Origin of the sequence: Brachybacterium sp. JB7 (assembly GCF_003335205.1) — a bacterium.
GTDB classification, from domain to species: Bacteria; Actinomycetota; Actinomycetes; order Actinomycetales; family Dermabacteraceae; genus Brachybacterium; species Brachybacterium alimentarium.
This window is the reverse complement of record NZ_QPGN01000036.1, coordinates 1-5793: the sequence shown is the minus strand read 5'-3', so window position 1 is coordinate 5793 and position 5793 is coordinate 1. Positions and strand designations below refer to the sequence as shown.

Here is a 5793-nt window from a genome sequence, read left to right as displayed (position 1 = left end):
TCATGATTCTTACCGTTCCTCTCGGTACGGCTTACACAGACCATCTGACACGCCCCGGCGGCGCCGCCCGCTCCAACCGCTGCTCACGCTTCGCCTGGACGGCCTCACGCTGCGCGGCCTCCGTCGCGTGTCGTGCAGCCTCGACCCGCTGAGCATGCGTGGCCTTCGATTCCAGCAGCCGCTTCGGTTCAGCCGCCACCGGCTCCACCCTCACCGGCTCCACCGCCTCAATCCGGGCAGCGACCCGGTTCCACGACAGCGACCGATCCAGCTGCGAAGCCTTGAACCAGACCGGCTCGCCCTGCGCATCCGTCGTCATCGAGAACCGATACCCGTTCACCCGCCCCGTGCTGGCCACGTTCGCCCGATGCTCCACCCCAGCCCGATCCAGGGCTTCCTCGAACACCTCCCGACCCATCCCCTCAGCCGCCTTCACGCACCGCTCGACCCGCTCCGCGAGCCCCACCCGCGCCGGATCCACCCCCGTTTGCTGACTGCGGCGGTACTCGGCAAGCTTCAAACGGCCCTCAGCGGCCTCTCTGCCGGACGAACGGGACCTCATGGGTACTTCGACAAGCCCTAGGCGTTTCTCGACGCTCTGACGGGCCTTCTGGAGCTTCCTGGCGTCGTTCTTGCCAACCCAGATCGACCCGTCATAGGCCACACGGGACATGACCACGTGCACGTGGTCATCCGCGTGCCGCACGATCGCGTGCGGATGCTCAGCCCACCCCATCGACTCCGCGATCTCCTCCACAGCCCCGCGCCACTCCGCGTCCGTGAGCGTGCGATCCGTCGGCGCGCAGCGCAGCGAGGCATGCCAGATCGGGCGCTTCGCCTCCGGGCGCCCAGACGCCGCCAACCGCAGATCAGCAGCCCACCGCTTCTCGTCGGTATCGCCCTCACGAGCAAGGTTCCCCCCGATCACCACCCCACCGGACACCTCACGGTCCTCGCCATCACGCCACACGTGCTCACCGAGGTGCCCCTCGCCGTGGAGATACGCACCGATGTCCCCAGGACGACTGCCCCGCGTGATCTTCCCGATCACCAGAAACACCCCCCACAGCCCGACGCCTCGAAAAGGTGCCAGGCCGTAAGCGGGACACGGTTCCCCACGCTCACCGCTCCATCACCTCACGCAGCGCCCGCAGCTCCTCACCAGTCGCCCGCACCACCGCCTCCACGTCCTCGAGCTCCAGCCTGGGACCGCCATCGTTCATCGCCACATGCAACGACCGCGTGACCTGATTCAGGTTCGAACCGATCCGCGCCAACTGCCCCACCAGCGCACGCGCCGCCTGATCATCCCTACGCACCCCACTGCCCTCACCTGCAACAACACCAGCAACCACCTCACGCACCCACGCCGCCGTCCGCCCATACCCAGCACCCCGCGCAGCCACGTTCCAACTCGCCCACTCCGCATCCGTCAACCGCACCAACGCCGTATGCGTCCGCTTCACCTCAACCACACCAACACCCCTCCAGCAAAAGCCGCCATGCACGCAAGCACTCGGCGTGCACCCCGCTTGGATCGACCCTCGATCCAACCCCCGGCCCAAGGGCCGGCTACCGGCAAGCAACGCACCGCCGGCCCCGTCGATCCAGCGAAGCGAAACGGATCGACGGCCCTGCCCGCAGCGAAGCGAGGACAGGGCGAGGGAACACACCATATCGCGCCAGCGATATCGGTGGGTATACCTCGCATCGCTTCCAGCGCGGCCGCCAGAGGAGGATAGACACGCGCTGGAAGCAGGGGAGGGCAGCACGCCGACCGCGACCGCATAGGAGGAACGACGCGCGGGCGGGGTGCTGCCCTCATCGACGCGCAGCGGCGATACCGACCCCGACCAGGGGTCGCGCTGGAAGCCCGGTACACAACAACGAGCAAGGTGGCTACGAACTCGGGCGGTCACCTCACCAGAAGCAGCCAAGCAGAACACGGGACCTTCCAGCACCCACAGAACCACGGGGTACGTCCACGGGCGGGGGAGCGGGAGGGGCGGGGTGGCGGCGCCGGACGCGGGCGGGAGGGGCTTGCGAGAGCGGAGAAGGCGCTCGCTGCGCTCGCCCTAGATGTCCGGTTAGGGCCCCGGGATCCGGGGCAATATCTGATATGGCTAGCGGCCTACCACTTAAAAAAGTTCATCCACCCCCGGCGTGTCCTAGTACGAAACAGGGTGCTGCGTGGGAGCGTCGAGGCATGCCACCCGGACCCGCGCAGACTGCACTGTTCGACGCGCGCTGGGTCATGCAGGCCCCCTACGTCTCCGACGACCTCAAGGACGGCTGCTGGCGCGAGCCACGCGCCAAGGCGATCGCCCGCCGCTACGTCCAGGTCAACTCCCCCGGCCTCGTCTGGTGCGTCGTGATCGACATCGACCACGACGACGCCGACTGGGCCGCAGACCGTGCAGACCTCCCAGAGCCCTCCTGGACCGCCGTGAACCCCTTCAACGGCCACGCACACGTCGCGTACGTCCTCGAAGTCCCTGTCGCCCGCTCAGACGCCGCCAGAACCAAGCCCCTGCGCTACCTCGCCCGCGTCGAAGCCGGATTGATCGCCGCCCTCGACGGAGACCTCGCCTACGCAGGCCTGCTGACCAAGAACCCCGTCCACCACTCCTGGGTCACCCGCTGGTGCGCAGACGACGGCGTCTACACCCTCAGCACCCTCGCCACAGCGCTCGGGACACGACTGCCCAAGCAGCTACCCCGCAAAATCGAGCGTTCCCACGGCCTCGGCCGCAACGTCACCCTCTTCAACGAACTACGCACCTGGGCATACACAGCGATTCGCCGCCACCGCGAAGACGGACGCGACGACTGGGAAACCATGACCCACGCCTGGGCCCAAAGCATCAACCAAGCCTTCCCCGAACCCCTCCCCGGACGCGAAGTCCGCGACACCGCCCACTCCGTCGCCAAATGGGTCTGGGAACACTTCACCGAAGACCAATTCCGCAAAATCCAACAACACAGAGCCCAACAACCCCGCCCCAAAGGTCGCAAGGCGGATCTGCGAGATTACGAGGAGGCTGCTACATGGGAGCAGTGAAGCCTGTCAGGAGAAAGAGCTCCGCGCGGTTCGTTGCCGAACGCCTGGGGGTCTCAGAGCGCACCGTGCGCCGCTACATCGCCCAGCCACGCGCGGAGTACCTAGCAGAGACACACTCGCGCCAGGATGAAGCGCTCGCGCTGCGTGAGGCCGGACTGAAGTGGAGCGAGGTCGGGGAACGGTTGGGAAATATCAGTGCATCGGCTGCCTATCAGCTCGCGGCCAAAGCCAAGGACCGGCGGGCTCAGAGCGTCGCATGAGCACATCCGAGCCGGTTCTCTCGCTCGCTGAGGCGGCCCGTGCGTGCGGGGTTTCGGTGTCCACGGTGAGACGTCGCCTGACACGTCTCACCGAGCACGGTGCTACGCGTCATGCCACGTCGTGGAGAATACCCATATCGGCACTGGTCGCAGAAGGAATGATGCCCCGTGTGACACCCCCTGACACCTCTTCACATGACACCGTGACACGTAGCATGACACGTCACCGTGACACCCCCTCTGACACGTCCTCACAGGACCTACAGGAGCAGCTCGCCGAAGCCGAGAAGCGCGCCGCCGTCGCCGAGGCCGAACTGAGGGGTGCACGCGCACTCGTAGACGAAAAGCAACACACCATCGACGCACAGGCCCACGCGCTCCGCCTGCTAGAGCCACCCCGCCCGGCCCTGCACCCCCAGGCAGCCGATCTCGCCGCGAGGCGAGATCCTGAGGGAAACCCCTGGTCCGAGGTAGCGGAAAGAGCTCAACAGGACGAGTCCACAAAACCCACACCAGCCCGCCGACCGTGGTGGCAACGCCTCATGGATTCCTCAGGGGGCTCTCGATAGAACCCGCAAATGGGCCGTACCGTTCGACTTGAAGGTTTCGATCCGGTAACGAAACCCGCAGCGAAGGGGAGTGTGTTGTATTTTGCCGAGATCATAGCCGGGGGCTTTCAGGACGCACGCTGCGGATGTGTCTACTGCAACTGACACCGAAGTCAGATTAGCCGAGCATGGTTCAGCGTTTCACAAAGAGATAGGAATAAAATGCAAAAGACCGCATCTCGAATTATATCCACACTGGCTATTGTGGGTATATGTGGCGCCACCGTACCTGCATACTCTGAGCCCGCGCCGGAAGTCAGTCCACTTGCCGCCGTCCAGTCAGTTGCGCCCAAGTTTGTAGCCAATTCATCCGAAATCGAAGAAAGCGGAGACGGTCTCACGTCTACGAACCCCTACATTTCGGCCGACTTTCCCGAAAACGGAAACGGAACTATCGATATCCATACTGATTACGGGATTGGTTCAACGGAATACGGAATAGCCCTCCCCGAGACGCGCTCGGCCGGAGTGGCCGAGGATGCCGATTCAATGGTGAGCTACGCGACAGAATCGGGTTTCAGCACTGTTGCCACAGCTGGTGACGATGGCTCAGTGAGCGTCGGGGCCGTGATTGAGTCTCCTTCGGCCCCCACTTCGTACACCTATGGCGTTACCTCTAAGGGGCAGCCTGCGGCCATGGAGCAACTCGCGGATGGCACAGTCGATGTTTATGATTCTGACGGCGAGCTCGTGACGCATTTTCAGCCCGCATGGGCTACTGATGCGGAGGGTCGTGACGTACCGACCTTCTACACGATTAGTGGTGGCGAGATCACGCAGACTGTGGAGCATGAGGGCTACTCATACCCGATCGTGGCCGACCCGAAGTCCGGCTTGTACATCAAGAAGGTCAGCCTGAAGTCGAGCTCTCAAGGCATGATTGTCCAGGTTTACCCGGGATCATATCCAGCGAACCTTCCGGGTAGCGCATTGTTTGCCGACTACAAGAAACTTGTGGCTTCGAACTTTGAGGGCAGAAAATATCGCGACCAACTCGTCTGCCACCAAAATAATGCAATGCATTTCAAGACTCCTTGGAACCTGGATAGCTGGCGACCTGATGTTGGCTACGCAAAAACTGTTGCGAAGCTCTGCAATCCGTGACCTCAATCCTTGATAGGCGTAACTATGTTTTCAAAAAAAATCATTACAGCGCTCGTGATTTTTGTCGGCGGAGTGATTGCACTTATTGTTTCTCTGCAATGGGCTTCTACGCGATTTGACGCCTTGGATGGCGGCGCTCCAGGAGCATCTACGGACATCCTCGGAGTTGCCTCGATCTTCGTTGCACTAGTAGCCCTTATTGTTGGGGCTTTCCTCCTCATCCGAGGAATCGCTGAAGTGAGGTCCGATCAGGCGGAAAACAATAAGGCTGAATCTCTTGGGTGATTTTCTGGGCAATGATTGAGTCGCTCCCGGAGCTGACATCGGCCAATCTTCTTGTTTATTGGTTGGTTGCTCGAGGGTAAGGGGCGTAGCCCCGCGGCAGCTTCACCTGCCTGCGCCTCGACCGAGGTCCGGGGGCGGGGTTCGGCGCTGGCGTGACTGGTAATCGCTCAGGCTGGTAGCGGGTGCGCTGTTGCGTACCTGCGCATCTGCGCCTCTGCGTCTCTGCGCATTTGCGCGCCCGCGCTGCGCGGTGGCTTTGTTGATCTGGCGGAGGTTCTTCCAGCCGACCTCGGGCTCGCGGACCTGGCGAGCACGCCCGATCATCGACAGCCACTCACGCCGCGCGGCCAGGCGCGCTTGATACGTCTCTGCGCGTTGCTTCGCCGCGCTGATGTTCCCGATCTGCTGCCGCAGATCCCGCGGCGGCGCCGCCCGCTCCAACCGCTGCTCACGCTTCGCCTGGACGGCCTCACGC

7 protein-coding genes are annotated in these 5793 nt (G+C 63.4%); 4 read left to right on the top strand and 3 right to left on the bottom strand.

Annotation, left to right across the window (positions count from 1 at the left end):
* Window positions 1-31: 31 nt before the first annotated feature.
* Window positions 32-1051 carry a relaxase/mobilization nuclease domain-containing protein gene (locus CIK81_RS17735; protein WP_158542105.1) on the bottom strand — a complete coding sequence of 340 codons (1020 nt, stop codon included), beginning with the start codon at window positions 1049-1051 and terminating at the stop codon, window positions 32-34.
* Between the two features lie 70 nt (window positions 1052-1121).
* Window positions 1122-1676 (bottom strand): plasmid mobilization relaxosome protein MobC, encoded by a 555-nt coding sequence (gene mobC / locus CIK81_RS18745; RefSeq protein ID WP_255411102.1) that lies wholly within the window; start codon window positions 1674-1676, stop codon window positions 1122-1124.
* A 530-nt stretch (window positions 1677-2206) separates the two neighbouring features.
* On the opposite strand from mobC, the gene CIK81_RS17725 reads away from it, so the two are divergent.
* The 4 genes from CIK81_RS17725 to CIK81_RS17715 all read left to right on the top strand — a co-directional run bounded on the left by CIK81_RS17725 (window position 2207) and on the right by CIK81_RS17715 (window position 5033).
* Window positions 2207-3061: a replication initiation protein gene (locus CIK81_RS17725; protein WP_158542104.1), complete on the top strand. Its 855-nt coding sequence runs from the start codon at window positions 2207-2209 to the stop codon at window positions 3059-3061.
* Complete coding sequence (locus CIK81_RS18080) at window positions 3049-3321, top strand: HTH domain-containing protein (RefSeq protein ID WP_147272055.1); 273 nt, start codon at window positions 3049-3051, stop codon at window positions 3319-3321. The genes CIK81_RS17725 and CIK81_RS18080 overlap by 13 nt, the downstream gene beginning before the upstream one ends.
* A complete protein-coding gene (locus tag CIK81_RS18875; RefSeq protein WP_114305971.1) occupies window positions 3318-3890 on the top strand; it encodes a winged helix-turn-helix domain-containing protein in 573 nt (190 codons plus the stop codon). Before CIK81_RS18080 ends, CIK81_RS18875 begins: the two co-directional genes overlap by 4 nt.
* A 201-nt stretch (window positions 3891-4091) precedes the next feature.
* Window positions 4092-5033 carry a DUF2599 domain-containing protein gene (locus CIK81_RS17715; RefSeq protein WP_114305970.1) on the top strand — a complete coding sequence of 314 codons (942 nt, stop codon included), beginning with the start codon at window positions 4092-4094 and terminating at the stop codon, window positions 5031-5033.
* Window positions 5034-5420: 387 nt separating this feature from the next.
* On the opposite strand, the gene CIK81_RS18285 is transcribed toward CIK81_RS17715, so the two are convergent.
* Window positions 5421-5793, bottom strand: a 373-nt coding sequence (locus tag CIK81_RS18285) for a hypothetical protein (protein WP_158542103.1), incomplete at its 5' end; no start/stop codon positions are given.